At 32.0% G+C, this 26,290-nt stretch carries 23 protein-coding genes and 1 tRNA gene; 11 read left to right on the top strand and 13 right to left on the bottom strand.

Features of this window, described 5'->3' with window-relative positions; translation table 11 throughout:
* Positions 1 to 29 precede the first annotated feature (29 nt).
* Positions 30 to 2,768: a 2-oxoglutarate dehydrogenase E1 component gene (locus ACXAG4_RS04010; protein WP_475294778.1), complete on the top strand. Its 2,739-nt coding sequence runs from the start codon at positions 30 to 32 to the stop codon at positions 2,766 to 2,768.
* Between the two features lie 41 nt (positions 2,769 to 2,809).
* The gene (odhB, locus tag ACXAG4_RS04005; RefSeq protein ID WP_475294777.1) at positions 2,810 to 4,021 is read left to right on the top strand and encodes a 2-oxoglutarate dehydrogenase complex dihydrolipoyllysine-residue succinyltransferase; all 1,212 of its coding nucleotides are present in this window, start codon (positions 2,810 to 2,812) and stop codon (positions 4,019 to 4,021) included.
* Between the two features lie 59 nt (positions 4,022 to 4,080).
* On the opposite strand, the gene ACXAG4_RS04000 is transcribed toward odhB, so the two are convergent.
* From ACXAG4_RS04000 to ACXAG4_RS03990, 3 genes are all read right to left on the bottom strand, one after another.
* Positions 4,081 to 7,338, bottom strand: coding sequence for a VCBS repeat-containing protein (locus tag ACXAG4_RS04000; RefSeq protein ID WP_475294776.1), 3,258 nt, complete (start codon positions 7,336 to 7,338; stop codon positions 4,081 to 4,083).
* A gap of 539 nt (positions 7,339 to 7,877) precedes the next feature.
* Entirely contained in the window at positions 7,878 to 8,510 is a 633-nt protein-coding gene (locus tag ACXAG4_RS03995) for a response regulator (RefSeq protein WP_475294775.1), read from the bottom strand.
* 46 nt (positions 8,511 to 8,556) lie between these two features.
* Positions 8,557 to 9,000: a retropepsin-like aspartic protease family protein gene (locus ACXAG4_RS03990; protein ID WP_475294774.1), complete on the bottom strand. Its 444-nt coding sequence runs from the start codon at positions 8,998 to 9,000 to the stop codon at positions 8,557 to 8,559.
* A gap of 76 nt (positions 9,001 to 9,076) precedes the next feature.
* Here ACXAG4_RS03990 and ACXAG4_RS03985 point away from each other — a divergent pair, with 76 nt between their 5' ends.
* From ACXAG4_RS03985 to ACXAG4_RS03950, 8 genes are all read left to right on the top strand, one after another.
* Positions 9,077 to 9,844, top strand: coding sequence for a TatD family hydrolase (locus ACXAG4_RS03985; RefSeq protein ID WP_475294773.1), 768 nt, complete (start codon positions 9,077 to 9,079; stop codon positions 9,842 to 9,844).
* A 6-nt stretch (positions 9,845 to 9,850) separates the two neighbouring features.
* A complete protein-coding gene (locus ACXAG4_RS03980; protein WP_475294772.1) occupies positions 9,851 to 10,879 on the top strand; it encodes an asparaginase in 1,029 nt (342 codons plus the stop codon).
* Positions 10,880 to 10,959: 80 nt separating this feature from the next.
* Positions 10,960 to 11,047: transfer RNA gene (locus tag ACXAG4_RS03975), tRNA-Ser, on the top strand.
* Positions 11,048 to 11,119: 72 nt separating this feature from the next.
* On the top strand, positions 11,120 to 11,896 hold the full coding sequence (locus ACXAG4_RS03970) for a MotA/TolQ/ExbB proton channel family protein (protein ID WP_475294771.1): 777 nt from the start codon (positions 11,120 to 11,122) through the stop codon (positions 11,894 to 11,896).
* 26 nt (positions 11,897 to 11,922) lie between these two features.
* Positions 11,923 to 12,369 (top strand): hypothetical protein, encoded by a 447-nt coding sequence (locus ACXAG4_RS03965; protein ID WP_475294770.1) that lies wholly within the window; start codon positions 11,923 to 11,925, stop codon positions 12,367 to 12,369.
* 5 nt (positions 12,370 to 12,374) lie between these two features.
* Complete coding sequence (locus tag ACXAG4_RS03960; protein WP_147131201.1) at positions 12,375 to 12,962, top strand: ExbD/TolR family protein; 588 nt, start codon at positions 12,375 to 12,377, stop codon at positions 12,960 to 12,962.
* 15 nt (positions 12,963 to 12,977) lie between these two features.
* Positions 12,978 to 13,454, top strand: a complete 477-nt coding sequence (locus tag ACXAG4_RS03955) for an ExbD/TolR family protein (protein ID WP_147131198.1) — start codon at positions 12,978 to 12,980, stop codon at positions 13,452 to 13,454.
* A gap of 89 nt (positions 13,455 to 13,543) precedes the next feature.
* Entirely contained in the window at positions 13,544 to 14,236 is a 693-nt protein-coding gene (locus ACXAG4_RS03950; RefSeq protein WP_475294769.1) for a porin family protein, read from the top strand.
* Here ACXAG4_RS03950 and ACXAG4_RS03945 read toward each other — a convergent pair.
* The 4 genes from ACXAG4_RS03945 to ACXAG4_RS03930 all read right to left on the bottom strand — a co-directional run bounded on the left by ACXAG4_RS03945 (position 14,231) and on the right by ACXAG4_RS03930 (position 20,342).
* Complete coding sequence (locus ACXAG4_RS03945; protein WP_475294768.1) at positions 14,231 to 14,836, bottom strand: hypothetical protein; 606 nt, start codon at positions 14,834 to 14,836, stop codon at positions 14,231 to 14,233. The two genes, ACXAG4_RS03950 and ACXAG4_RS03945, sit on opposite strands and share 6 nt — an antisense overlap.
* The gene (rpoN, locus tag ACXAG4_RS03940) at positions 14,836 to 16,290 is read right to left on the bottom strand and encodes an RNA polymerase factor sigma-54 (RefSeq protein WP_475294767.1); all 1,455 of its coding nucleotides are present in this window, start codon (positions 16,288 to 16,290) and stop codon (positions 14,836 to 14,838) included. The genes ACXAG4_RS03945 and rpoN overlap by 1 nt, the downstream gene beginning before the upstream one ends.
* Before the next feature lie 115 nt (positions 16,291 to 16,405).
* Complete coding sequence (asnS, locus tag ACXAG4_RS03935) at positions 16,406 to 17,839, bottom strand: asparagine--tRNA ligase (protein ID WP_475294766.1); 1,434 nt, start codon at positions 17,837 to 17,839, stop codon at positions 16,406 to 16,408.
* A gap of 100 nt (positions 17,840 to 17,939) precedes the next feature.
* Positions 17,940 to 20,342 carry an efflux RND transporter permease subunit gene (locus tag ACXAG4_RS03930; RefSeq protein WP_475294765.1) on the bottom strand — a complete coding sequence of 801 codons (2,403 nt, stop codon included), beginning with the start codon at positions 20,340 to 20,342 and terminating at the stop codon, positions 17,940 to 17,942.
* Positions 20,343 to 20,620: 278 nt separating this feature from the next.
* On the opposite strand from ACXAG4_RS03930, the gene ACXAG4_RS03925 reads away from it, so the two are divergent.
* The gene (locus tag ACXAG4_RS03925) at positions 20,621 to 21,067 is read left to right on the top strand and encodes a hypothetical protein (protein ID WP_475294764.1); all 447 of its coding nucleotides are present in this window, start codon (positions 20,621 to 20,623) and stop codon (positions 21,065 to 21,067) included.
* A gap of 11 nt (positions 21,068 to 21,078) precedes the next feature.
* Here ACXAG4_RS03925 and ACXAG4_RS03920 read toward each other — a convergent pair whose 3' ends face one another.
* The 6 genes from ACXAG4_RS03920 to rpsB form a co-directional block, all read right to left on the bottom strand.
* Positions 21,079 to 21,417, bottom strand: coding sequence for a hypothetical protein (locus ACXAG4_RS03920; RefSeq protein WP_475294763.1), 339 nt, complete (start codon positions 21,415 to 21,417; stop codon positions 21,079 to 21,081).
* Positions 21,418 to 21,559: 142 nt separating this feature from the next.
* Positions 21,560 to 22,831, bottom strand: a complete 1,272-nt coding sequence (locus ACXAG4_RS03915) for a hypothetical protein (protein ID WP_475294762.1) — start codon at positions 22,829 to 22,831, stop codon at positions 21,560 to 21,562.
* A 69-nt stretch (positions 22,832 to 22,900) separates the two neighbouring features.
* Entirely contained in the window at positions 22,901 to 23,458 is a 558-nt protein-coding gene (gene frr, locus ACXAG4_RS03910; RefSeq protein ID WP_475294761.1) for a ribosome recycling factor, read from the bottom strand.
* A gap of 46 nt (positions 23,459 to 23,504) precedes the next feature.
* Positions 23,505 to 24,212 carry a UMP kinase gene (pyrH, locus tag ACXAG4_RS03905; protein WP_475294760.1) on the bottom strand — a complete coding sequence of 236 codons (708 nt, stop codon included), beginning with the start codon at positions 24,210 to 24,212 and terminating at the stop codon, positions 23,505 to 23,507.
* A gap of 130 nt (positions 24,213 to 24,342) precedes the next feature.
* Positions 24,343 to 25,317, bottom strand: a complete 975-nt coding sequence (tsf, locus tag ACXAG4_RS03900; protein WP_475294759.1) for a translation elongation factor Ts — start codon at positions 25,315 to 25,317, stop codon at positions 24,343 to 24,345.
* Between the two features lie 86 nt (positions 25,318 to 25,403).
* Positions 25,404 to 26,171: a 30S ribosomal protein S2 gene (rpsB, locus tag ACXAG4_RS03895; protein WP_475294758.1), complete on the bottom strand. Its 768-nt coding sequence runs from the start codon at positions 26,169 to 26,171 to the stop codon at positions 25,404 to 25,406.
* Positions 26,172 to 26,290: the final 119 nt, after the last annotated feature.

Below are 26,290 nucleotides of genomic sequence, written 5' to 3'. Positions count from 1 at the left end.
TTTTTAAGACGAGTTAGGATAAAAAAATAATGGACAGATATTCCTTTTTAAATGCAGCTCACACGGCTTATTTTGCCGATTTGTATGAGCAATATTTACAAAACCCAGATAGTGTAGAACCTAGTTGGAGAGCTTTCTTTCAAGGGTATGATTTTGGTAGCGAAAGCTATGGTTTAAACGGCGAAATACTTGAAGGTGTTTCTACCCAAATGCCAGAGCAACTTCAAAAAGAGTTTCAAGTTGTTAAACTTATTGATGGTTACAGAATGCGCGGGCACTTGTTTACTAAAACAAACCCTGTTAGAGAAAGACGTACTTACAAACCAACTTTAGAGCTTCACAATTTCGGACTTTCCGAAAACGATTTAGATACCGTTTTTAATGCCGGTGAAGTTTTAGGTTTAAAAGCACAAACACTTCGTGAAATACTAAAACACCTTGAATTAATTTATTGTGATTCTATTGGTGTTGAATACATGTATTTGCGTAACCCTGAGGTTATTAAGTGGTGGCAAGACAAGTTAAATGTTAACGATAATCACCCACAATATTCAGCCGATACCAAAAAGTATATTCTTTCAAAACTAAACCAAGCTGTAAATTTTGAAAACTTTTTACAAACCAAATATGTTGGGCAAAAACGTTTTTCTTTAGAAGGAGGCGAATCGTTAATACCAGCAATTAGTAATGCGCTATACAATGCTGTTGAAAAATACGGTGTTAAAGAGTGTGTATTAGGTATGGCACACCGTGGTAGGTTAAGCACACTAGTAAATATTTTTAGAAAACCATTACACGAACTTTTTAGCGAGTTTGAAGGTAAAGATTTTGAAGATCAAAATATTGATGGTGATGTAAAATACCACCTAGGTTTAACCTTAAATAAAACCTACCAAAACGGTAAAAATATAAAAATGAATTTAGTGCCTAATCCTTCGCACTTAGAAACTGTTGGTCCAGTTGCCGAAGGTATAACACGCGCTAAAATAGATAACGATTATAACGGCGATGACTCTAAAATTCTGCCAATTTTAGTACACGGTGATGCCGCCATTGCAGGCCAAGGTATTGTGTATGAGGTAGCCCAAATGAGCAAGCTAAACGGGTACAAAACCGGCGGTACCATTCATATTGTTGTGAATAACCAAATAGGATTTACAACAAACTATCTAGATGCCCGCTCAAGTACATATTGTACTGATGTTGCAAAGGTTACATTATCACCAGTAATGCACGTAAATGCTGATGATGCCGAAGCTGTAGCGCATGCAATTGAAATGGCGTTAGATTACAGAATGCGTTTCAAAAAAGATGTATATATAGATTTACTGGGATACAGAAAATACGGGCACAATGAAGGTGATGAGCCAAGATTTACTCAACCAAAACTATATAAAAACATAGCAAAACACCCTAATCCGCTTAAAATTTATGTTGATAAGTTAATAGCTGAAGGAACTATTGATAAAGCGTACTCTGAAGGTATTGTAGCCGAATTTAAAGAGCGTTTAGAAAGTGAATACACAAAAGCCAAAGAAGCTGATGCTTCAAAAGTACGTGAGTTTATGCAAGAACGCTGGACAGACTTTACACGCCGTGGTCTAGATGCTATGTTGCAAGAAACAAACACAGCATATGCCGAAGATAATTTAAAACACATTTCAAAAGTCGTTTCAACAGTGCCCGAAGGTGTTAAGTTTTTACGTAAAGCAGAACGTATTCTTCAAGGTAGAGAAAAAATGGTTTTTGAAACTGATACTTTAGATTGGGGAATGGCTGAAACTTTAGCATACGGAAGCTTACTTGAAGAAGGTTTTAATGTTAGAATTTCAGGGCAAGATGTTGAGCGAGGTACCTTTAGTCACCGTCACGCTATTTTACGTGATGAAATTTCCGAAGAACGCATCAATTTATTAAATACAAACCCAAATAATAAAGGCGAAATGTACATTTACAATTCGTTCTTATCAGAATACGGTGTATTAGGTTTTGATTATGGTTACGCCATGGCAAACCCAAACACATTAACCATTTGGGAAGCACAGTTTGGAGATTTTAGTAATGGTGCACAAATTATTTTTGATCAGTATTTAAGTGCTGCCGAAGATAAATGGAAAGCACAAAACGGTGTAGTAGTGTTGTTACCACACGGTTATGAAGGTCAAGGCTCAGAGCACTCATCAGCAAGAATGGAGCGCTACTTACAATTATGTGCTAATGATAATATGATTGTGGCCGATTGTACAACACCAGCAAATTTCTTCCATTTGTTACGCAGGCAAATGAAGCGCGATTACCGTAAACCATTAATTGTATTCACGCCCAAAAGTTTACTAAGGCACCCAAAAGCAGTTTCGTCTATAAAAGATTTAGCTAACGGAACATTCCAAGAAGTAATTGATGATACTATAAACCCAGAAACAGTAAAAAAACTAGTTTTCTGTACAGGTAAATTCTATTATGAATTATTAGAAGAAAGAGAAACACATAACAGAAACGATGTTGCTATTGTTAGAATAGAGCAATTATTCCCGCTTCATACTGATAAAATTCAGTCAATAATAAACCGTTACTCAAATGTAGAAACGTATATTTGGGCACAAGAAGAACCTAAAAACATGGGGGCTTGGGGGCACATAGCACAGCGTTTAGATTTAGTAAAATTAGAAGTGTGTTCAAGACCATACAATTCGGTACCAGCGCCCGGTTCAAGCGCTAGAGACAAAGCAAGACAACGTAAAGTTATAGAAGACGTTTTCAGTATATAAAAATTAAAAAAGAAAAAATTTACAATTAAAATTATTACAAGATGATTTTAGAAATGAAAGTACCATCACCAGGAGAATCTATTACAGAGGTAGAAATAGCAACTTGGTTAGTAGAAGATGGAGATTATGTTGAAAAAGACCAAGCTATTGCAGAAGTAGATAGTGATAAAGCAACACTAGAACTTCCTGCAGAGGTTAGTGGTACTATAACACTGAAAGCAGAAGAAGGTGATGCTGTTGAAGTTGGAGCCGTTGTTTGCTTAATAGATACAAGTGCAGAAAAACCTAAAGGAGGCGAAGCGCCAAAAGCAGAAACTAAAGAAGAAGCACCTAAGGCTGAAGTTAAAAAAACTGAGCCAGCAAAAACAGAAACTTATGCTACCGGAACAGCAAGTCCTGCTGCTAAAAAGATTTTAGCCGAAAAAGGAATGGAAGCAGGTTCTATAAAAGGTACAGGTAAAGATGGTAGAGTAACAAAAGACGATGCAATTAAAGCAGTACCATCAATGGGAACACCAACCGGTGGTAGCCGTGGCACCTCAAGAAGTAAAATGTCTATGTTACGCCGTAAAGTGGCAGAGCGTTTAGTAGAAGCTAAAAACACAACGGCTATGTTAACAACGTTTAACGAAGTTGATATGTCTCCAATATTTGCTTTAAGAAGTGAATATAAAGAAACCTTTAAAGCTAAACATGGCGTTAGTTTAGGGTTTATGAGTTTCTTTACACTAGCTGTTGTGCGTGCATTAAAAATGTATCCGGCAGTAAATTCTATGATAGATGGTAAAGAAATGTTATCATATGATTTTTGTGATATTAGTATAGCAGTTTCTGGCCCAAAAGGATTAATGGTACCGGTTATTAGAAATGCTGAAAACTTAAGTTTTAGAGGTGTAGAGTCTGAAGTTAAGCGTTTAGCTTTACGCGCCAGAGATGGCCAAATTACGGTTGATGAAATGACAGGTGGTACTTTTACAATCACCAACGGTGGTGTGTTTGGTAGTATGTTATCTACACCAATAATTAACCCACCGCAAAGTGGTATTTTAGGTATGCACAATATTGTTGAGCGCCCAGTTGCTGTTGATGGTAAAGTGGAAATTAGACCAATTATGTACGTGGCATTATCTTATGACCATAGAATTATTGATGGTAAAGAAAGTGTTGGGTTTTTAGTGGCTGTTAAAGAAGCTTTAGAAAATCCAATTGAAATATTAATGAATAACGATGTTAAAAAAGCTTTAGAACTTTAATAACAATTGTTTCAAATATAATATTAAAACCCTGTTAGATTTCTAACAGGGTTTTTTTATTAATTAAATGTTATGATTGATAATGGTTCATTGGCGTTTAATATAAGTAAGTGTGTTTTCCCTTTAATTGTAATTTTTTCAATAGCCAAAGCATCATTATTGTTAATTACTGTATTTGGGTATAAAGCATTTAATGAATTGGTGCCCTTTTTTGAAAGTATATAGCCTTTGCTGGCATCATACCTAATGGTTTCAACCTCTGCGTTGTAAACACCGCCAATACCTATTATTTCAGGTGTTTTATCATTGTTTATGTCAATAAATTCAGCATCTGATGTTGGGGCAAATTGTGCCTTGTTTGGTAGTTTTGTAAACTCTAAATTACCATTATTATTCTCAATAAAATATGAACTAAAACTTGTGGCTTCAAGATGAAGGGCGCTTTCTAAAGTTTCTTTGCCATAAACGTCAAAAAGATTTGAATTAGCAAATTGTTTATAGGTTTCAATTTTTTCTTTTAAAAATGGTGTTTGTTCAGTTGAGCATTCTTTACCTCTAATAGGGTATAGTTGACCCTGTGAAGTTTTACTTAAAGCAAAATCATAACTGTTGTTATCGTCAAAATTATTTGCATAGATGTGAAGAGGTGATTTTTTTGATGGATGAAATTTATTGTTCTCACCAAAGTTACCTACTAGGTAATCATCATCACCATCATTGTCAAAATCAAAAGCTTTTATAGTTTGGTACCAACCATTTTCAGAGTTTATATTGTGTTTAGTGAAACGGCCATTATTATTGTTAAATACTGTTATTGGCATCCATTCTCCAACTACAATTAAATCGTTATCACCATCGTTATCATAATCGGAAAATATGGCATCATTAACTAAGCCAGTATGTTTTGCATCTTCAGCTAGATTATCTATTACATTTACAAAAGAACCATTTTTATTTTCTAATAAATATGACTGTGGAATTTTTGGGTACTCTCCAGGTATAACGCGTCCTCCAACAAATACATCAAAATCACCATCGTTATCAAAATCATCAATAGCAATAGCTTTTGTAACGGTAAGCATTTTAGGAAGCAACCCTTTTTTAAATAAACCTTCACCATTATTTATATACAATCTGTCTTGTAATAGTTTACTGTTTTTGGGTTGGCAGTAATTTCCAGATGATACATATATATCTAAATCACCATCATTATCAGCATCAAAGAATTTGGCATTATTGTCATTAAAAGCTTTATCCTTTATAAATTGAGGTTGATTTGTTTTGTTAAAAATTCCGTTTTCATTTTGAATGTAAAGTTCGGCTGGAAATCCTGTGGTGTTTCCTATAAAAATATCATCAAATCCATCATTATTTACATCGGCAACAGCTAAAGCCTTATCTATGGTTGATTGTTTTTGCGGAAGTAATACCTGAAGTTTAAAATCATTAAAATTTACTTGTTTGTGTTTATAAGTAATTCCAATAGTTTCAGAAGGAATTGTTTTAAAAACATCATTAATTTTGGTTGGCTTAAGTGTTTCTTTTTTGGCATTTTTAAAAGAAAGTAGCAAAGTGTTATTTGCTTTTACGTTTTTTAGTGTTTGTGTGTTTGTGTTATTCCAAATTACTTTTAAACTGTCAATAGTTTTTAATTTGCCTAACCCAAAATTTAATGTGTAGCTAATTGATGACTGAAACCCTCTACTGGGATATTGTTCTTTTAATTGTTTATTGTTTTTACTGTAAACAATTACTTTGGTGCCAATAGCATTTATATTGTTTTTTGGGCCTTCAAACTTTACTTTTAAATAATTATTTTTGGTATTGTTTCTATAAATTGAAGCAGGGCTTGATTGGTTGTTAATAATTAAATCTAAATCACCATCATTATCTAAGTCAGCATAAGCAGCTCCGTTTGAATTTACTTTTTCACCAAAACCATAACTAGATGAAACATCATTAAAGGTGTAATCTTTATTGTTTATAAACATGTAGTTTGCTAGTTTGGTTGATGGTAGCATGCTAAGGGCTTCATCTAAACTTTTAATATCTCCTTTTTTAAATTTTTTCCTAAAAGTTTTTCTAAAATCTTGATTGCTTATATCATGTTTTATGCCATTGGTAACAAACAAATCGTTGTAACCATCGTTATTAAAATCGGTAAGTAAGGGCGCCCAACTCCAGTCTGTTTTAGCAATACCTGCAAATTGCCCAATTTCACTGTATAGGCCTTGTTGTGTGTTTAGTTGTAAGGTGTTAGACATGTACTGATGATGAAAGCCATTTTCTACCATTACATTAAAATTAGCAACATTCATTGTTGCCATGTTTTCTTTACCACGTTTACGATCTGCAGCAAGCATATCTAAAACAACTAAATCAGGTAATAAGTCGTTGTTTACATCGGCAAAGTCTGATCCCATACTGTTTGTAGAAATATGTTTAAACCTATTTAAAATATCATCAGTAAATGTTCCGTTTTTATTGTTTAAGTAAAGAAAATCTGGTTCCCAAAAATCATTAGCTACATAAATATCTGGCCAACCATCATTGTTAAAGTCTCCAATAGAGGCACTAAGCCCCCAAGCATTATTCTCTATACCGGCAGATCTATTAACACTATAAAACCTGCCATTGTCATTTCTTAATAGTTGATCTGAATCTTTTAACAATAGCCTTTTTATATTTTGAGATGTTAATTGCTCTTCAGAATTAAAATCTATTCTGTGATTTACTATGTAAACATCTAAATCATCATCTCTGTCATAATCAAAAAAATAGGCTTGAGTAGAAAAACTACTGCTATTTAACCTGTATTTAGCTGCTTCTTCTTTAAAAGTGTTGTTTTTTTGGTTTATGTAAAGTTTGTTTTTTCTTAGGTATTCATTTTTTAATGAGCCCGATTTGCATACATAAATATCTAACCAACCGTCATTATTAATATCAACCATAGTAACCCCTGTAGTCCAGCCCTTATCATCTTTAACATTGGCTGTTTCAGTGATATCTTCAAAAACAAAATTTCCTTTGTTAAGATATAGTTTGTTGCTGTTTTGGTTAGATGTGAAGTAAATATCTTCTAAGCCATCATTATTAATATCTCCAACTGCTACACCACCTCCATTATAAATGTATGTGTAATTAAGAAAGTTGAATGTTTTGTTTTCTTTAACTGTATTTGTAAATGATATGTTAGAGTGGCTCTCTGGTATTAATGTAAATGCAGTATTTTTATTAGTGGTATAAGGTTTTGGTTTGTTTTTACAATTAATTACCAATAACGCAAATACAAGTAGCGGAAGGTGTTTAATATTCATTTTAGTTTAGCTTTAATTACTTTCTGCTTAAAGTTAATAAAGTTAAATTAATAATAATGAATGATTTAAAAAGTAAAAAGAGAATGCTAGGTTGGAAGCATTCTCTTTTTTTGTTATGAGACTAACTCAAATAAAAAGTAGATAAATGTTTATGGAGATAATTATAAGTATTAGTATAGTTAAACCAACTATACAGCATTTTTGTAACACGTTATTTTGTTTGTTCATCACTTCCATTAGATAATAGCATTTTAGGTTTGATGTAAAACTCTACGCCATTACAGCGTAGAGTTTAAAATAATTCTATCTCTCAAAAAAGAATTATGTATAGCTTAATAGCACTGTAAAATTATACTTTGTAGTGATGAAAAAAAATAAGCAGTTATACGTATTTTTTTATAATAAGGTAGTTTTTTAAATAGCGAAAGCCCTAGGTTTTAATAACACTAGAGCTTTCTTATTCTCCCTAAGAACTAATTAATAGCACTGTAAAAGTATGTTATATAAGACTAAAAAAAAATACGCAGTTCTACGTATTTTTATAAATGTGCCTTATTTAGGTTGGCCCAAATAGATAAAGATGTTGGTTTATTATCTAACCCAAGTTTTGCAACTATGTTACTACGGTGCTTATCAACTGTTCTAACAGATATTGATAGTTCTTCGGCTATGTTTTGGCTTGTTTTGTTTTCAGAAATAAGTTTTACAATTCTTAATTCTGCTTTTGTAAGCTTGTCTAAGTCTTTTAAATGACTATTTATTGGGCTTGCGTTTAAAAAAGAGGCTATTTCTTTACTAAAATAGGGTTTGCTTTCAGCAACATGTTTAATACAGGTTTCAATTTCTTCAATTGCAAATTCTTTTAAAATATAACCGTAAACATTAAAACTTCTTGCTTGTTCAAAAAGTTCTTCTTCTTTATCAAAAGTTATTAAAATTACTTTGGTTTTAAGGTTGTTTTTTAAACATTCTTCGGCTATTTCTAAACCTGTTTTGTAGGGCATTCTAATATCTAAAATGGCAATTTCAGGTTTTAATTTAACTATTAAGTTGTAGGCTGCTTTGCCATCATTAGCGCTTCCAACAATATTAAATCCTTTTGAGGTTAAAAAATCGGTTAAACCTCGTAATAAAAGCGGATGATCATCAGCTATAACAATTGATGTATTCATTTTTTAGTTTAGAGAGATAGATGGTTAAATCCTTAAACAATAAGGACTAAACCTTTAAATATAAGTATTTCTTTTGATAATCTATTATGGCTTTACCTTTTTTTAAAATATCGGCACCTATAATACCATCAACAGGTTTTGCATTATGGTTCATTAAGGCCGTATTTACATGTGTTAAATTAAAAAGCACTAAAATTACTTTGTTGTGGCGCCATTTGCCAATTTTAACTTTATTTTTTTTTGATATTTTGGTTTCCATGTTGGTAGAACCTGCACCAGCCGCCTTAATAACAGAATCTTCAGCATCAAGATTAAAGGTTTCAATAGCTTCAAAACCAACACAAGAGCTAGATGCTCCAGTGTCTAAAATAAACAACCCTTTTTGCCCGTTTATTGTAGCTTTTATTTCAAAATGATTAGTTTTGGTAAGGTGAAGCTTTACTTTTGTATAGCCTTGATTTAGTAAAAAATCACGAAGAGAATAATCCATTAAACCTTAAATTTACAGCGTAAAAATACTATAATAAAAACGATTATTTTTACAAAAAATTATAAATAATATACTTTTGATAATTACAGATACTCACACACATTTGTATAGCGAAGCCTTTGATGAAGATAGGCATGAAATGATTAATAGAGCTTTAGCGGCAAACGTTTCAAGATTTTTTATACCAGCCATAGATTCAACTTACACAGCATCAATGCTGCAATTAGAAAAAGACTTTCCAGAAAACGTTTTTTTAATGATGGGTCTACACCCAACACATGTAAAAGAAAATTTTAAAGAAGAATTAAAGCATGTTGAAGATATGCTTGCTAAAAGACATTTTTATGCCGTTGGCGAAATTGGTATAGATTTGTATTGGGATAAAAGCACTTTAAATATTCAAATTGAAGCGTTTAAATACCAAATAGCGTTGGCAAAAAAATATAAATTGCCTATTGTAATTCATTGCCGTGAAGCTTTCAATGAAATTTTTGAAGTTTTAGAAACAGTTAATGATGAAAACTTATTTGGTATTTTCCATTGTTTTACCGGCACTGTAGAACAAGCCCAAAAAGCAATAAGTTATAATATGAAATTAGGTATTGGAGGCGTTTCAACATTTAAAAATGGTAAAATTGATAAATTTTTAAAGCAAATAGATCTTAAACATATTGTTTTAGAAACCGATGCGCCGTATTTAGCACCAGCACCTTATAGAGGAAAAAGAAACGAGTCATTATATATAATACGTGTTTTAGAAAAAGTATCAGAAATATATGGTGTTTCAAAAGAAGAAATAGCGCGTATTACAACACATAACTCTAAAGCTATATTTGGTATTTAATTAAAAATGAAGCAGGCAATACCCAACATATTACTTATTTATACCGGAGGTACCATTGGTATGGTTAAAGATTTTAAAACAGGTGCATTAAAAGCATTCGATTTTAAAACCCTTTTAGAAAAAATACCTGAATTACAGTTGTTAGATTGTAATATTGAAACCGTATCAAACAAACCTATAGATTCTAGTAATATGAATCCGGCTTATTGGGTGCAAATTGCAGAATTAATAGAAAGCAAGTATAATAGCTTTGATGGTTTTGTAATATTACATGGTAGTGACACTATGAGTTACACCGCTTCGGCATTAAGCTTTATGTTAGAAAACTTATCAAAACCAGTTATTTTTACAGGCTCTCAATTACCTATTGGTCATTTACGTACCGATGCCAAAGAAAACCTAATAACATCTATACAAGTAGCATCTTTACAAAAAGAAGGTAAGCCCATAATACAAGAAGTGTGTTTGTATTTTGAATATAAATTGTACCGAGGCAACCGTACTACCAAAATAAACGCAGAACATTTTCAAGCATTTGCATCACCTAATTATGCTGAATTGGCCGAATCTGGTGTGCATTTAAAAATAAATGACGAATATTTATTTAAGCCCCAAAAAAATAAAGCTTTCAAAGTTTATAGAAATTTAAACAACAACATTGGTTTAATAAAAATGTTTCCAGGAATAACAAAACAAATAATTGAAAGCATTTTTAACACACCACATTTAAAAGGTATTATTTTAGAAACATACGGCGCCGGTAATTGTACCACCGAGACCTGGTTTATAAAATTACTTGAAGAAAACATAAAAAAAGGTATTCATGTAGTAAATATTACACAATGTACAGGTGGTAGTGTTATGATGGGGCACTATGAAACAAGTAATATGCTAAAAAAAATAGGTGTAATTTCTGGAAAAGATTTAACCACCGAAGCTGCTATTTGCAAGTTAATGTACTTAATTGGTCAGAATATTTCCAAAGAAATGTTCAAATCTGCCTATGAAATGTCCTTAAGAGGAGAAATGACCTAAAATTAACGTTATAAAATTTTAAGGTTTAAAGAATTTTTTGTTATTTCATCCCCCGTAATTAATACGATTGAAATATTTAAAGAGAGGTGGCCGAGTGGTCTAAGGCGCACGCCTGGAAAGTGTGTATACCTCAAAAGGGTATCGAGGGTTCGAATCCCTTCCTCTCTGCTGTTATTTCTTTCACATTAATTGCTTTTTTTATATCTTTAACACTTTAACTAATAAAATTAAGATCGAGACATGAAAAGATTATTTTCTATCCTAGCCATTACAGGAATGATGGTATTTGGAACTGCTAATGCAACTACAATTGCAACTACAACTACAGCTACAACAACTGTGGCTACAACAATTCAAGAAGATGCAGCTGCGGATGCTGGAGAAGAGCTTGGATTTCACCAAGAATTAAAAAAGAGATTTATTGAAGGAGGCCCAGGTTTTATGGGTATTGTATTGTTATGTTTAATTCTAGGTTTAGCAATTGCTATTGAGAGAATTATCTTTTTAAATCTTTCTACAACTAATACAAAAAAATTAACTCAAAATGTAGAAGATGCTTTAGCTTCTGGTGGTGTAGAAGCTGCTAAAGAAGTTTGTAGAAACACAAAAGGGCCTATCGCTTCTATTTTCTATCAAGGTTTAGATAGAACTGATGAAGGTATTGAAGCTGCTGAAAAAGCTGTTGTTGCTTACGGTGGCGTACAAATGGGTCAATTAGAGAAAAACGTGTCTTGGATTTCATTATTTATCGCTCTTGCACCAATGTTAGGTTTCATGGGTACGGTAATTGGTATGATTCAGGCATTTGATAAAATTGAAGCTGCTGGAGATATGCAACCATCATTAGTTGCTGGTGGTATTAAAGTAGCACTTTTAACAACAGTATTTGGTCTTATTGTGGCTATTATTCTTCAAATTTTTTACAATTATATTATTGCTAAAATTGATAGTATAGTTAATGATATGGAAGATGCTTCTATAACATTAATGGATCTATTGATTAGAAACAAAAAGTAATAGTATAATTAAAAAATATTTGAATTATGAATTCACAAAAAATAATTAGTATCATAATGGGTATTGTAGGGGCGCTCTCTGCTGTATTCCTATTTATGATCATCAGCACAGGCGATGAAGCCATTAAAGCTGGAGAAGCAAGTGGAGCAGTAAACTCATTTATGTACATTGCTTATGCTATTTTAGCGCTTATTGCAGTAATAGTTTTAATTTTTGTTATAATAGGCTTGTTTGCTGGTAACATTAAAAAAACATTATTATCTGTTGGAGCTTTCTTAGCAATAGTTGTTATCTCTTATGCGATATCATCAGGTACAGATTTAGATTTAAAACCTTTTATTGAAAAAGGACAAGATGTAACTGAGGCTACATCTAAAAACGTAGGCGCAGGTTTATATGCATTTTATGTGTTAGCTGTTTTAGCAATTGCATCTATGGCGTACTCAGGAGTTAAAAAAATATTTAATAAATAATAATTATGGCAAAAAGAGCAGCACCAGAAGTTAATGCGGGCTCCATGGCCGACATTGCGTTCTTATTATTAATATTTTTCTTAGTAACAACAACCATTGAGGTAGATTCTGGTATTAACCGAAAATTACCTCCAATGGAAGAGTCTGAGGACAATGTAATAATTAAGCAAAAAAATATCTTTACAGTGTTACTTAATGGTAAAGACCAATTGCTTGTTGAGGATGAATTAATGGAGTTAAAAGATTTAAGAGCAGCAGCTATTGAATTTTTAGATAACGGAGGCGACGGATCTTGTGATTACTGTAGCGGTAAAAAAGATCCAGCTTCATCTGATAATCCTGATAAAGCAATCATATCATTAAAAAACGAAAGAGAAACAACTTACAAAACATACATTGCTGTACAAAATGAATTAGTAGCAGCATATAATGTTTTAAGAGACCAAAGAGCTAAAAAGCTTTACGGAACTTCTTTTTCAGAAATGGAAGCTAACTATAAAGATGTTAATTGGCCAGGGAATAAAGATAAACTGAAAGAAAAGATAGACAGAATAAAAACTGAATATCCGCAAAAACTTTCAGAAGTACAATAATTTAAATTTACTAATATGTCTAAATTTAAAAAGAAAAAAAGCGGTGCTTTACCGGCTATATCAACAGCATCTTTACCTGATATTGTGTTTATGTTATTATTCTTTTTCATGGTAGCAACAGTAATGAGGCAAAATACCTTGATGATTGAAAATAACTTACCATTTGCAGATCAAGTTGAAAAACTAGATAAAAAAGATTTGGTTATGTATATTTATGCAGGAAAACCAAGTGACAACTACAAGCAATACGGTACTGAAGCAAAAATTCAGTTAAATGATAAATTTGCTGATGTTAATGAAATAGCAGCTTTTATAGCCGCTGAAAGAGCATCAAAAAGAGAAGAATTAATTCCGTTTTTAACTACAGCTTTAAAAGTTGATAGTGATGCAAACATGGGGTTAATAGGTGATATTAAGCAAGAGTTACGCAAAGTGAATGCACTTAAAATTAATTATACTACCAAAAAGGGTAGTGTGTTAGGTAACAACTAGTTTACACTCTTAATTTTATATAAAAAGGCGTTTTGGTTTTCAAAACGCCTTTTTATATTTAAACAGTTTTTATAATAATTACTTAGCTAATGAAATATTTTACCGCCATTATTTTTATTTTAGGGTGTGCTGTACAAATTATAGCACAAAATAACAATTTGCAAGAGCAAGTTGTAGACTCGCTCTATAAAGAAGATCAGTTTTACGCCGGTGTTACCTATAATTTACTAGCTAATAAACCAAAAGACATGAACCAAAATGGCTTTTCACTTGGGTTTCATATTGGCTTTATTAAAGATATGCCAATAAATAAAAACCGAAATAAGGCATTGGCATTAGGTTTGGGTTATTCATCTAATTCATACAACCATAATTTGCTAATTAGTGATGAAAACGGTAATATAAATTATTCAATTTTAAATGATAATTCATTCTCAAAAAATAAGTTTACTAATCATTTAATTGAAATGCCTTTTGAATTTAGGTGGCGAACATCAACACCAACTGATTATAATTTCTGGAGAATTTATACAGGCTTTAAAGTTGGTTATATTTTTAGTAATGTAGTAAAATATAAAGGAGATTTAGGTGATTTTAAACTTAAAGATACTGATGATTTTAATAAATTTCAGTACGGTTTAACACTTAGTGTTGGTTATAATACCTGGAATTTACATGTGTATTATGCATTAAATACTATGTTAACTAATAGTACCGCATTAAATAATAATGATATAAATATGAATGCCGTTAAAATAGGCCTCATGTTTTACTTTTTATAACCAGTGAGGTATCAGTATTAGCTGTGGCAATAAACCAATAAATAACCCTATTAAAAGCTCTTTAGGGCTATGTGCTTTAAGATGAAGCCTAGAAGTAGCCACAGCTCCAATTAAAATACTCATAAAAGCTAAAGTGTTGTTTAAATTTAAACTAAAATGAATACTCAAAGCAATAAAAAACATAAATACACCACTTACCGCAATTATATGAATACTAGCTTTAAACTTAAATAAAGCAAGTGTTAAACAGGCCATTGTAGATATTAAAACACCAACAAAGAAATAGTATAACTCTAACACTTGTGTTGGCGGAATTATACGTTGCAAAACAATTATAATTACTGCAGAGTTTAGCATTAAAGGGTATACGCGTTCTCTTGTTGTTTTTAGGTATATAGACTTTACCAAACCCAAAGTTTTTAGTAAAAAGTACAACAGAATTGGTAAAATAACGGTTAAAATAGAAAGCGATACCAATTTTGCCCATACTATTTCTTTAGGATAATCTCTTGGAGTTATTAAAAAATAGTAGATTACCCCAAACAAGGGCATTAACAACGGATGAAAAACGTACGAAATACTTCTTAAAACAAAATTCATTATATTTTTTTACGAAGTCTAGCCACTGGGATATCTAATTGCTCTCTATATTTTGCAACGGTTCTACGGGCAATTGGGTAACCTTTTTCTTTTAAAATACCAGCCAAAGTTTCATCAGTTAAAGGTTTTCTTTTGTTTTCTTCTTCAATAACTGTTTCTAGTATTTTTTTAATTTCTCTTGTTGAAACATCTTCTCCTTGATCATTTTTCATAGATTCAGAAAAGAATTCTTTAATTAATTTTGTGCCATAAGGCGTATCAACATATTTACTATTTGCAACCCTAGAAACGGTTGAAACATCCATATCAATTTCATCGGCAATATCTTTTAAAATCATAGGGCGTAGCGTGCGTTCATCACCAGTTAAAAAATAATCTTTTTGGTAATGCATAATAGCACTCATGGTAACAAATAATGTTTGCTGGCGCTGTTTTATGGCTTCAATAAACCATTTGGCGGCATCTAGTTTTTGCTTAATAAAAATAACCGCATCTTTTTGAGATTTAGATTTGTCTTTAGAATCTTTATATCCCTTCAACATGTTATTATATTCTCTAGATACATGTAATTCTGGGGCGTTACGTCCGTTTAAAGTTAACTCTAATTCACCATCAACAATTTTAATGGCAAAATCAGGTACAATGTGTTCAACAATACGGTTGTTACCAGCATATGAACCACCTGGTTTGGGGTTTAAATGCTCAATTTCAGAAATAGCACCTTTCAATTGTTCTTCAGAAATATCAAACTTTTGAAGTAATTTTTTGTAGTGTTTTTTTGTGAATTGTTCAAAGGCTTTTTCTATAATATTTATGGCCAATTCTACATGAGCAGATTTTTCTTTGCGGTGTAATTGAATGCTTAAACATTCTTGAAGATTTCTAGCGCCAACGCCAGCAGGATCTAATTGATGGACTGTTTTTAATACCGATTCTATTTTGTCTTCAGTGGTATATACGTTTTGTGTAAACGCTAAATCGTCCATAATATCTGAAATAGATCTTCTAATATATCCGCTTTCATCAACACTTCCTACTAAAAAAACGGCAATATCGCGCTCTTCGTCACTTAACCTATAGGTGTTTAATTGGTTTATTAAGTGTTGTGTGAATGATGTGCCTGCTGCATAAGGCATGGTTTTATCGTCATCATCACTACTGTAATTGTTGGCATGTGTACGGTAATCGGGTATTTCGTCGTCGCTTAAATATTCGTCAACATTTATATCTTCGGCGTTTATAGATTCGTTGTCATTAAAATCATCACTATTATCAAATTCAGCATCAAAATCATCTTTAGATTCTTTACCGCCTTCAAGTGCTGGATTTTCTTCTAATTCTTGTTTTAAGCGCTGCTCAAAAGCTTGCGTAGGCAACTGTATCAATTTCATTAATTGAATTTGCTGCGGTGAAAGCTTTTGCGATAATTTAAATTGTAAATGTTGCTTGAGCATATTTTGATTTGGTTATTCTTCTAAATTAAAAATAGTTATTTCAACCTAATTTAGCGCAGTTAAAAGTATAAAAATTCTTTTAACTGCAATACTTATACCATAATCAAAACTAACATTAAAATTCTGCGTTATGTGGTGTTCTTGGGTATGGTATTACGTCTCTAATATTACTCATGCCTGTTGCAAACATTACTAAACGCTCAAAACCTAGGCCAAAACCAGCGTGTACAGCGGTACCGTATTTACGCAAATCTAAATACCACCAAAGTTCTTCTTCTGGAATATTTATAGCTGCCATTCTTTGCTTTAATACTTCTAAACGCTCTTCGCGTTGTGCGCCTCCAACAATTTCACCTATGCCTGGAAATAAAATATCCATGGCTCTTACGGTTTTTCCATCGTCATTTAAACGCATGTAAAAGGCTTTAATATTTGCAGGGTAATCAAATAAAATTACGGGGCATTTAAAGTGTTTTTCTACTAAAAAGCGTTCGTGCTCACTTTGTAAATCGGCACCCCATTCATCAATAATATATTTAAATTTCTTTTTCTTGTTGGGTTTGCTGTTGCGTAAAATATCAATAGCTTCGGTGTAGCTTACGCGTTTAAAGTTATTATCTGTTACAAATTTTAATTTTTCAATAAGAGACATGTCATTTCTTTCGGCTTGCGGTTTTCTTTTGTCTTCATCTTGCAAGCGTTTGTCTAGAAATTCTAAATCTTCGGCATTATTTTCTAAAATATATTTAATAACGTATTTTAAAAAATCTTCAGCTAAATCCATGTTTCCAGCCAAATCCATGAAAGCAACTTCGGGTTCAATCATCCAAAATTCGGCTAAGTGGCGCGATGTATTTGAGTTTTCGGCCCTAAAAGTTGGCCCAAAAGTGTATACTTTACCTAAAGACATAGCGTATGTTTCGGCTTCTAATTGGCCAGATACGGTTAGGTTGGTTTCTTTACCAAAAAAATCTTGGGTGTAATCTACCTTGCCATCATCGGTTTTTGGTATATTATTTTGGTTTAAGCTAGTTACTTTAAACATTTCGCCAGCACCTTCGGCATCACTTCCAGTAATAATGGGTGCGTGCATGTAATAAAAACCGTTTTCATTAAAATATTTATGAATAGCAAATGAAAGCGTAGAACGTAAACGCATTACAGCACTAAACGTGTTGGTTCTGGTGCGTAAATGTGCATTTTCTCTTAAAAATTCAAAAGAATGTTTTTTAGGTTGAATAGGGTATGTTTCAGGATCTGAGTCTCCTAAAACTTCAAGTTTTTTTACTTGAATTTCAACGGTTTGACCTTTGCCTTGACTTTCTACTAAATTACCAGTAACATGAATGGCGGCACCGGTTGTTATACGCTTTAAAAGCGGTTCATCAAAATTTTCAAAATCTACTACACATTGTATGTTTTTTAAAGTAGACCCGTCGTTTAAAGCAATAAATCTGTTGGCTCTAAAGGTTTTAACCCAACCTTTAATTTCAACTTCTGTATGTACAATATCTTGAGATAATAATTCTAAAACGTTAAACTGCTGCATTTATATCAAAATTTTGAATGTAAATATAAAAAAAGCCTTTCGGCTTCCAAGTTTTAAATAAGTAAAAATTAAAATTCTATAAGTAAAAATTAAGAAAAAGTTAATTTTTGAAATCGTCATCGGTATCATCTTCCTCAGGAATGATGTTAATTGGCGGTTTTCTTAAAACTTCTTTGTTAGCAATACTGCGTTCTAATGATAATAATAATGATGGTAGTAATAGTAAGTTTGAAAGCATAGCAAAAAGCAATGTGGCCGATACTAATGCACCTAATGCTACAGTGCCGCCAAAACTTGAAATTGTAAATACCGAAAAGCCAAAAAACAGTACAATTGATGTGTAAAACATACTTACACCTGTTTCGCGTAAAGCACCGTAAACCGATGTTTTAATTTTCCAGTTGTTAGCTTGTAATTCTTGCCTGTATTTTGCTAAAAAGTGAATAGTGTCATCAACCGAAATACCAAAAGCAATACTAAAAACTAATATAGTTGAAGGTTTTATGGGTACACCTAAATAGCCCATTAACCCAGCGGTTACAAGTAAAGGCAGTAAGTTTGGAATTAATGATACAATAATCATTCTAGCAGACCTAAACATGTAAGCCATAAATAATGATATTAATAAAATGGCTAGTGATAATGATATGGCCAAATTTTTAACCAAATATTTGGTGCCTTTTTGAAACACCAAGGCTTTACCCGTCATGGTTACATTGTAACGCTCTTTTGGGAATACTTTGTTTATTTTATTTTGAAGATTTTCTTCAATACGTTCCATTTTATCTGTGCCAACATCTTTCATAAATGTTGTAATTCTGGCATATTGCCCTGTGCTGTCAACAAAATTATTAAGCAAATCTACGTTTGAAGATGAGTTTTTTGCGTAAGATAAAATAAAGCTATTTTCTTGTGAAGTAGGTAATTGATAAAATTTAGGGTTACCGTTATAATAAGCTTGCTTTGAGTATTTAACTAAACTAACTACAGATATGGGTTTAGATAACTCGGGCGTTTCAATAATTAAATCTTCTAACTCATTCATGCGTTTAAGCGTAGAGAGTTTCATAACGCCTTTTTTGCGTTTGGTATCAACAACAAACTCTAACGGCATAATACCGTTAAATTCTTCTTCAAAAAAACGAATATCTTTAAAAAATTCAGCTTCTTTGGGCATGTCTTCAACTAAACTCCCTGAAATACGTATTTGATAAATACCAATAAAACTAATAGTTAAAAGTAATACCGAAGTAGCGTAAATAGCAATGCGCCTTTGTTTTACCATCCATTCCATCCAGTTTACAAAACCACCAATCCAGCGTTTATTTAAATGCTCTAAATGTCTGTCTTTTGGGTGTGGTAAAAAGGTGTAAATTATAGGTATAATTAATAAACAAAGTATAAATATGGCCAAAATACTTAATGAGGCTACAATACCAAATTCTTTTAGCAATGTACTCTCGGTTAAAATAAATGTTGCAAAGCCAGAAGCAGTTGTAACATTGGTCATTAAAGTAGCATTACCAATTTTAGTAATAACCCGCTGTAAACTTTTTACTTTGTTACCGTGTAATTTTACTTCGTGTTGATATTTATTTATTAAAAATATACAATTAGGTATACCAATAACTATAATTAAAGGTGGTATTAAAGCTGTTAAAACTGTAATTTCATAATTAAAAAGCCCAATAATACCTAGAGTCCACATAACACCAATACACACTACAATAAGTGAAATGAAAGTAGCCCTAAAAGACCTGAAAAAGAAAAAGAAAATAACCGATGTTACCAATAAAGCTGCAATAACAAACCAGTTAATTTCATTAATTATTACTTGAGAATTTAAGGTGCGAATGTATGGCATACCCGAAACTCTTACGTTTAGATTGTAAGTGTTTTCAAAGGTTTCAATTTCACTTTCTAAAACATTTAAAACAAAGTTTTTTCTAGCAGGCGTATTTACAATATCTTTTTTTAAATAAATAGCAGTTCTTACTGTTTTGGTTTCTTTATTAAATAAAAAATTATCGTAAAACGGATATTGATTAAATAATTGGTTTTGTAGTTTTTCAATTTGTTGTAAAGAAGCAATTGAATCTTTAATAAAAGGCTCTAAACTAAATTTCTCGTTTTCAGTATCTTTTACAAGTTTTTGTAAATCTTTTATAGATACTACCGTTTCAACCTCGTTATATTTTTTAAAACTTTCAGATAGTTTATTCCAGGCATTAAGTTTTTCAATTGTAAAAAGGGTAGAGTCTTTTACACCTAGAATTATTAAGTTACCTTCTTCGCCAAATATTTTTAAAAAGTTATTATATGTAACGTTAACTTCATGGTCATCTGGTAGTAAATTAGCTTCGGTATTACTAAAACGCATGTTGTCCCATTGGGTGCTAAAAAAAATAGTTGCCCCAATTATAGCCACAAGAATACCAATTTTGTTACGCAAAATTAGTCTTGCAATAATATCCCAAAAGTCTTTGCTAAATAGTTTAAACATACCTTATTATGAAAGCAGCGCAAAGGTAGAAAAAACAAAGCATTAAGCTAACCCAAATTACTATAATGTTAGGTTAAATGTTTCAGATTGTTTTTTTTCTGAAGAAAATTATAAAGTGTATACAACTAAACATAAATTTTCAATTAAAATGAATGTTGAAGGTGTGTTTAACTATTTGAAAACAAGCATATTAATTTTTTGGCACACAATTTGGTATAGATATTATACAGCGATAGCCGAAAAGCTTAAGAGTAGGCACAAACTAAAATACCCCAATCATGAAAACTAAAATTACTTTATTAAGCATATTTTGCTTGTTATTTACTTTAACCTCTTTTGCTCAAAAAAAACACGGACCTCTAAGTTTTATTAAAAATAAGGTTACAATTGAGAAATACCATAATGCCGAAGATTTAAAAAATATGCCTAAAGGCGAAATTTTAAACTTGTACATGGAGCGTGTTGAAGCCTTAACCCAAATAATTCCTTATGTAGCATTTGCAACAAAACCAGGTGTAACCATGGAAACTTTAGGAATACCTACAAGTAACGACAATAAAAAACAATTAGAAGAGCAACATGAAAACACCAAAAACTACTTAAAAGGCACAGTAGAATTTGAAAAAGTATTGTTACCATATGCCGATACAAGCAAACTTGTGGCCGCTGTTTTGTTTTATGAAAGCATTATGAAATCTATACATAGTTATGAAGATTTCTTCTAATAGTTTCAACCTTACCAAGAATCATTAGTTTTTTTAAGCACAACCGCAGCAGTAAATAATCTTCGGTTAGTTTCAAGTTTTACTTTCTTGTTATTAAGTCTAGCTTTAACGTAGTTAATTATTTTTGGTTGTTGTGGCTGTATGTTAAGTACATTAATTCTCTCTTTGTTGTTAATTTCAAACCTAATAACAACTTTTACATCTTTTTCTAGAAAAAAGTTAGGTTCATTTAAAAGCATAGCAACTTTTACACGCAGCTTGTGTTCAGGGTCTGTGTGACTGTTAACACCAAAAGAATTTGTTGTGTAGAGGCTTAAACACAATAAAAGAAATAGTAGATTTTTAATCATAATTACAGGTTAGGTTATAAATAGATTTGAGGGGATTACAAATATATTTTCCAAAAATATATTTACTGTTTGCTAAATGTTATTAAAATTTAACCTAAATGTAATTGCGCTTTTTTTAAAAACAGAAGCTTATGTAAAATACTTACATGGTAATATTGAAAGTGAATTTAAAGGCTACATTGTCTGTAAAAGACGGTAAGTGATAATACCCATAGCGGTAGGTAAAACTGAGACCAAAACCAAACAAGAGTTTGTTTATTTCAAAACCAGATTCTAAATACCCTTTATCTAAAGTATTAAAACGTATGTTTTCATGTTTTTCAGGTTGCTCCATATTACCAAGAGCAAACCTAGTAATTAAAACTAGTTGTGGGTTATTACGCTTATAAACATCAAAAGGTTTTAAAAAATGTTTAAACTGAAGGGTTGTAAATTTATCAGAAAAAAACTCATTAAAATACATAGTTTCAAAACTATTTAAACCGGCTACCGAGAAGCGTTGCATAATAGTTTGTTTTGTAATATTATTTGGGTAAGCGTGGTACATATGTGTTATTGGCACATTGCCATTGGCTAAACCAGCAACCAGCGTAATTTCAGAAAAACTATCATAATCTGTAACAAATAGCTTGTGTAATGCTCTAAAATCTATTTTTGAAAAGCTAAAATCACTATCAAAGGTGTTTTTTAAACTTTTTGAATATTGAAGAGAAAACTTTGGGTATCCAACAACGGTTTCGGCAAAATCATTTTCACTATTAAAACTACTAAAAGGGCTCCATTGAAAGGATGCTTTAGCCATTGTAAGTCTAAAATTTGTTAAGCTTGTATTATTTAAATTATAGCTATAACTGTAGGTTGGTTTAATTTTACTAACCGAAAATTCAACCTCAGATGTTAATTTATTAAATAACTGATGTTCTAAATTTACTGCTTTTGTAATGTGCTTATGAAACAAATCTATATTTAATAATCTAGGTTCAAAAAACTGAAAAAAACGTCCGTCAGTTAAAAATTTGGTGCTTCCTGTTTCTTGTACATCATCAGTGTAAGAAATGTTTAGCCAAGTATTGGTTTTTGGCGCAATTTTATAGCCGCCGCCAATGCTAAACTTAAACCGGTGGTCATTAAACCCGTAAACGGTATAACCATTAACTCTAAAATTTTTTGAAAAAGCCTTGTTTGTAACACCTCCAATACCAGTTCTTATGCCTTCGTATTGATTAAATTTTATAAGATATCTTAAATCGAAATTAAAATATTTTGTTGGTAAGTAGCCGTTTCCTAAGTTTTTTAAAAAAAAGGCTTTTTTTGTGCTGTCTTGTTCAACAGTTGTATTTTCACCCAGAGAAGTTTGTGCATTAATTATGTTAAAACAAACTATTGCAATGCATAATAAACAATGTTTTAACATATATTAATTAAAGTGATTAAAATTAAGAAGAAAAAAAGCGGTTTTTAAAACCGCTTTTTTTTGTTGTTTTTAAACGGTCATTATTTCTTTTTCTTTGTTATTGAAAATACTATCAACCTTTTTAACGTAAGAATCTGTCATTTCTTGTATATCAATTTCAGCATTTGCTTTTTGGTCTTCAGAGGCTTCTTCTAATTTTTTAATATCATTATTAGCCTCTTTTCTAGCATTTCTAATACCAATTTTAGCATCTTCTGCTTCAGCTTTAGCTTGTTTAGCAAGGTCTTTTCTGCGCTCTTCGGTTAATGGTGGAACATTAATTATAATGGTTTCGCCGTTATTCATAGGGTTAAAACCTAAATTAGCCAACATAATGCCTCTTTCAATTTCTTGTAACATGGCTTTCTCCCATGGTTGCACAGTAATGGTTCTACCATCAGGTGTGTTTACGTTTGCTACCTGGTTTAGTGGTGTTTGAGAGCCGTAATAATCTACCATTACGCTGCCTAACATGGCAGGGCTTGCTTTACCAGCTCTAATGTTTACTAGTTGTTTTTCTAAGTGTTTAATAGCACTATCCATAGATTCTTTAGTGCTGTCTAATATAAATTGTATGTCTTCGTTCATTAGTATTAATTTTTTAAAGCGAAATAGTTCAAAAATTGCGCCAAATTTATACGTTAACTACGGTGCCTATTGCTTCACCTGATACTACTTTTAATAAATTTCCTTTTTTATTCATATCAAAAACAATAATTGGTAGTTGATTTTCTTGACTTAGTGTGAATGCTGTTGTATCCATAACTTTTAAGCCTTTGCTTAGAACTTCATCAAAAGAAATAGAGTTGAATTTAATAGCCTCCTTATCTTTTTCTGGGTCTGCAGTGTAAATACCATCAACACGTGTGCCTTTTAAAATAACATCAGCTTCAATTTCAATAGCTCTTAAAACAGCTGCAGAATCTGTGGTAAAGTATGGGTTTCCTGTGCCACCACCAAAAATAACGACGCGCTTTTTTTCTAGGTGTCTCATTGCTTTTCTTCTTATAAAAGGTTCTGCAACTTCGTTAATTTTAATAGCTGTTTGTAATCTGGTAGGTAGGCCAGCATCTTCTAAAGCGCTTTGTAGTGCTAAGCCGTTAATAACTGTAGCAAGCATGCCCATGTGGTCTCCTTGTACTCTGTCCATACCATTACTAGCACCAGCAACACCTCTAAAAATATTACCACCACCAATTACTATGGCTACTTCAACACCTTTATCTGTAATTTTTTTAATGTCTTGTGCGTATTCTGCTAAGCGTTCAGGGTCAATTCCGTATTGGCGGTTTCCCATTAAAGCTTCGCCAGATAGTTTTAGAAGTATTCTTTTGTATTTCATTACATTGTTTATGAGGTTGTGCAAATATACAAATAGATTTTACACAGAATTATTGAAACATATTTTAAAGCATAAAAAAAGCGGAATCAAAGTGTAATGATTCCGCTTTTTTAAAATTTATTTATGTTAATTACCCTAAAGTAACACGTTTAAATCCTGAAATTTCAACCTCACCGTAAGAAGCAACGTATTTTTCAACCGATACTTTTTCATCTTTAATAAAGTTTTGGTTTAATAAACATTGTTCTTGGTCTAGAGTAGTGTTATCAGAGATAAAACGTTGCATTTTACCTGGTAAAATTTTGTCCCAAATTTGTTCTGGCTTACCTTCAGCTTTTAATTCAGCTTTAGCATCTTCCTCAGCTTGTGCTAACGCTTCAGGAGTTAATTGTAATTGAGAAATATATTTTGGTACGTTTTTAAGTGTTTTACCTAAACGCTCTAACTCTTCGTTATCTTTTTCAATAGCTGCAATTCTAGCTTCAGTTTCAGAAGCAACATATGCAGGATCAAAATCTTTGTAAGATAGTGTAGTGGCACCCATTGATGCAATTTGCATTGCTACGTCTTTAGCTAAAGTTTCAATATTATCAACTACTTTAGAAAAACCAACAACAGCAGCAATTTTATTAATGTGTACGTATGAACCAACGTAAGCGGCTTCAACTTTTTCAAAAGCATTGATGTCTAATTTTTCACCAATAACACCTGTTTGTTCAACTAATTTATCAGCAACAGTCATACCTTCAAAATCTGCGGCTAAAAATTCTTCTTTAGTAGCACAGTTTAAAGCAAGTTCTCCTAATTGGTTAGCAAGTGCTAAAAAGTTTTCGTTTTTACCAACAAAGTCAGTTTCACAACCTAAAACAATGGCAACGCCAACAGTGTTATCTGCGTTTACTTTTGCTACAGCAGCACCTTCACTAGATTCACGGTCTGCTCTTTTAGCAGCAACTTTTTGTCCTTTTTTACGTAAAACTTCAATAGCTTTATCAAAATCACCTTCGGCTTCAACTAAAGCTTTTTTGCAGTCCATCATTCCTGCACCTGTAGCCTTTCTTAGTTTGTTAACTTCAGCGGCTGTTACTTTTACTGTAGTACTCATAGTAATTATTATAATTTAAAAAAGTCGTTCAATTTATTTCTGCAAAGAAAAGAACTAAACGACTTATTTGTGTTGTGTAAATGTTATTATTCTTCTTCCTCTGCGGCTACTTTTTTAGTAGGAGCAGCTTTTGCTTTTGAAGCACCTTCTGCTGCAGCTTCTTTTTCTGCTTTACGCTCTGCTAAACCACCGGCAACAGCTGCTGTTACATGCGATAAAACTTTGTCAATTGATTTAGAAGCATCATCATTTGCTGGTATTACATAATCAACTTGACGTGGGTCAGAGTTGGTATCAACCATTGCAAAAATAGGAATGTTTAATTTTTGAGCTTCTTTAATTGCAATATGCTCACGTTTTATGTCTATAACAAAAAGTGCACCTGGTAAACGTGTCATGTCACTAATTGAACCTAAGTTTTTTTCTAACTTAGCTCTTAAACGGTCTACTTGTAAACGTTCTTTTTTAGAAAGTGTGTTAAAAGTACCGTCTTTCTTCATTCTATCAATAGCAGCCATTTTTTTAACTGCTTTTCTAATAGTAACAAAGTTTGTTAACATACCACCTGGCCATCTTTCAGTGATGTAAGGCATGTTTACAGCGCTAGCTTTTTCAGCAACAATATCTTTTGCTTGCTTTTTAGTTGCAACAAATAATATTTTTCTTCCAGAAGCAGCAATTTTTGCTAGTGCAGCGTTTGCTTCTTCAATTTTAGCTGCGGTTTTATAAAGGTTTATAATATGAATGCCGTTACGCTCCATGTATACGTAAGGAGCCATATTTGGGTCCCACTTACGTGTAAGGTGCCCAAAATGTACACCTGCTTCAAGTAATTCTTTTACTTCTACTGCCATTTTTGTAATAGTTTACGTTCTGTTGAATTAGCAATGTTCCATTGGGCTTTTAGCTTGTTGCTATTGGCTGTTGGCTTCATTTAGATGCTAAACTAAGTCCTGCTTTTTAGGCTAGGAAC

The organism is Seonamhaeicola sp. ABD4_175 (genome assembly GCF_056160885.1).
Note: the sequence above shows the minus strand (reverse complement) of the source record. Positions and strands in the feature narration are given on the sequence as shown.